General features: G+C 70.7%; 2 protein-coding genes. One reads left to right on the top strand and one right to left on the bottom strand.

Annotation, left to right across the window (positions count from 1 at the left end; genetic code table 11):
• Positions 1-151: 151 nt before the first annotated feature.
• On the bottom strand, positions 152-1,444 hold the full coding sequence (gene eno / locus D1643_RS10395; RefSeq protein ID WP_160710547.1) for a phosphopyruvate hydratase: 1,293 nt from the start codon (positions 1,442-1,444) through the stop codon (positions 152-154).
• Between the two features lie 442 nt (positions 1,445-1,886).
• Between eno and D1643_RS10400 the strand changes: the two genes are divergently transcribed.
• A partial coding sequence (locus D1643_RS10400; RefSeq protein ID WP_160710548.1) for a 2Fe-2S iron-sulfur cluster-binding protein occupies positions 1,887-3,234 on the top strand: 1,348 nt, incomplete at its 3' end.

The raw sequence follows: 3,234 nt of genomic DNA on the forward strand, positions 1-3,234 counted from the left end.
GCTTCGCCGGGGGGGCTTCGCCGGGGGGGCTTCGCCGGGGGGGCTTCGCCGGGGGGGGCTTCGCCTGCAACGCAGGACTCGCCCCCCTATACAAAGGGGGCCGCGCCCTGCGGCACGACCCCCTTCCCCGTCTTGCGTGCTGACGCGGGTGCTAGCGCTTGATGTTGTAGAAAGCGTCCATGCCGGCGTAGGCGGCCTGCTCGCCCAGCTGCTCCTCGATGCGGATGAGCTGGTTGTACTTGGCCACGCGGTCGGAGCGGCACGGCGCGCCCGTCTTGATCTGGCCGGTGTTGAGCGCCACGGACAGGTCGGCGATGGTAGTGTCCTCGGTCTCGCCGGAGCGATGGCTCATGACGCAGGCATAGCCGGCCTGCTTGGCCATCTCGATGGCCTCGAGCGTCTCAGTGAGGCTGCCGATCTGATTCACCTTGATGAGGATGGCGTTAGCGCAGCCCAGCGCGATGCCCTTGGACAGGCGCTTGGAGTTGGTGACGAACAGGTCGTCGCCCACCAGCTGCACGCGGTCGCCGATGCGCTCGGTGAGGGCCTTCCAGCCGTCCCAGTCCTCCTCGGCCATGCCGTCCTCGATGGAGACGATGGGGTACTTGTTGACGAGCGCCTCCCAGTAGTCCACCATCTCGTCGCTCGTGAGCTCGCGGCCCTCGCCAGCCAGGACGTACTTGCCGGTCTCGGCGTTGTAGAACTCGGTGGACGCCGGATCCATGGCGAACATGATGTCGGTGCCGGGCTTGTAGCCGGCCGCCTCGCAGGCCTGCACGATGTAGGCGAGCGGCTCCTCGTTGGTCTTGAGGTTGGGGGCGAAGCCGCCCTCGTCGCCCACACCGCCACCGAGGCCCGCGTCGTGCAGGACCTTCTTCAGCGTGTGGTAGATCTCGGCGCACCAGCGCAGGGCCTCCGCGAAGGACTTGGCGCCGACGGGCATGATCATGAACTCCTGGAAGTCCACGTTATTGTCGGCGTGCACGCCGCCGTTGAGGATGTTCATCATGGGGGTGGGCAGCAGATGCGCGTTGACGCCGCCGACGTACTTGTACAGCGGCAGGTCGGCGGAATCCGCAGCAGCGCGGGCCACCGCCAGCGACGCACCCAAGATGGCGTTGGCGCCGAGCGCGCCCTTATTGTCGGTGCCGTCCACAGCGATCATCGCGGCGTCGATGGCGCGCTGGTCATCGGCCTCCTTGCCCAGGAGCGCCTCAGCGATCTCCTCGTTCACGTGGCCGACCGCGTCCTGCGTGCCCTTGCCCAGGTAGCGGTTCTTATCGCAATCGCGCAGCTCGACGGCCTCGAAGGCGCCGGTCGACGCGCCCGACGGAACGGCCGCGCGCCCGTAGGCCCCGTCCTCCAGAACGACCTCGACCTCCACCGTGGGGTTGCCGCGGGAGTCGAGGATCTCGCGCCCGTACACATCGATGATGACGCTCATGTAAGCCTCCTAGCAGGTAGAAAAGGTGCTTGTCTGCAACGCTGCCCATCATAGCACGCGCCAGCAGGCGCCCGCCGCTCATTCGCGCGTGCGGACGGCGGGCGCGGGCGGCGCCGCAGGGCGCTCGAGAGGAGGACACGCGAGCAAACCGTCGGAAGGAGGGCCGGGTGCAATCAGGAGGCCGGTTATGGGCCATTTACTTCGAAATTCCGAGGTTCATGAGCCGATTGGACGTGCTTTTCACCCTCTTGAGGCAGCGCAGAAAAACGCGACCTGGGAAAACGCTGGGAGGAAACCGGGGAGGGCGCCTTCCTTCCTCGGAATTTCGAAGCAAATGACCCATATCGCAGCTTTTCCGTGCAAGCGACCCTGGTCTGAAGGGTGGCCGGCGACGGGCGGATGGCCTATCATCGAAGGAGCATATATTAGTAAAGGAGGGGCCATGGGGATCGAGGAGGAGCCGGCCGCTCAGGCCGCCGGCGCGCTGCGGGCGCGGCATGCGAACGGGCGTGTGGAGTCCGTGGCGTTCGCCAGGGGCGCGACGCTGCTCGAGGCGCTGCGTGCGGCGGGGATCGTGGTGCTCGCGCCCTGCGGGGGCGGCGGCACCTGCGGGCGCTGCGAGGTAACGCTGGCCGACGATGACGCGACGGGCGGCGCGCGGCGCGTCCTGGCCTGCCAGACACCGGCGGCCGATGGCATGGAGGTGTTGCTGGACGACCTAGCCGCCATGAGCATCGAGGAGGGCTTCGGCAACGCGGCGCATCGGGTGGGGACGGCACCGGGCGCGGATACCGCCCCCGCGGCGAATGCCAGCCCCGTCCCGATGGCCGGCGCGGGCGCGGGGAGCCCCGAGGACGCAACAGCCCGCACGGCAACGCAGGAAGAGGCCGACGCGGCAAACGGGGCCGCAGCGGGAACGGAGGTGTTGCGGGAGCCCGCGGCAAGCGCCGGGCGCAACGCGGCGAGCGGCGCAGAAAGCCCCGGGGGCGCGTCTGGCGTGACGGCGCAGGAGGCGGCGGACTACGGCGGTACGCGCGGCGGCGCGGCAGCAGATGACGGCCGCTATGGGCTGGCGGTGGACATCGGCACCACCACCCTTGCGTTCTACCTGGTAGATCTGGCAGACCTCTCCGTGCTGGAGACGACGGGCGCGCTCAACCCGCAGGCGCCCTTCGGCGCCGACGTCATCGCGCGCATCGACGCCGCGAGCGACCTCACCGCGCGGGCGACCCTGCGCGACGGCGTGCGCAGCGCCATCACGCACGCCGCCACCGAGCTGTGCGCGCGGCGCGGCATCGATCCGGCGCGCCTCGAGCGCGTCTCCTGCGCGGGAAACACCGTCATGGAGTCCCTCGTAGCGGGCATCGACCCAGCGCCGCTCGGCGTAGCGCCCTTCACGCCGCCCTCGCTCTTCGGCGCGGAGACCGACCTCTCCCCCCTCGCGTCCAGAACGCCCGACACGCCCGCCGCGGGCACGGCGCCCGTCAAAGCCTCCTCCGCCGCACTCGCCAGCGACGGCCGCGGAGGCGCAGCGGCGGCCGCCGGCAGCACGGCCGACCCCCTCGCTGCGGCAGGCAGCCTCACATCCGGCGGAGTCGCGCCAACCACAGCATGCGCAGCGTCCGGCGGCACGCACGCCTCCTCCCGCGACGGCCGCGGGGGCGACCTGACGTCACCCGACCGCGCCGCCTCCGTCGGCGACGCCTCCGCCGTAACCGGCGCCGCGGCGGCCGCACCCGCCTGCGGTGCCCGCACCGACGCCCCGGCGGCGACCCGCGCCGCCATGGCCA

Source organism: Enterorhabdus sp. P55, assembly GCF_009911695.1.
In the GTDB taxonomy this organism is placed as follows: Bacteria; Actinomycetota; Coriobacteriia; order Coriobacteriales; family Eggerthellaceae; genus Enterorhabdus.

What these genes read in the sequence shown, in the direction of transcription:
- eno (WP_160710547.1), bottom strand. Translation starts at nt 1,444, where the DNA reads ATGAGCGTCATCATCGATGTGTACGGGCGCGAGATCCTCGACTCCCGC.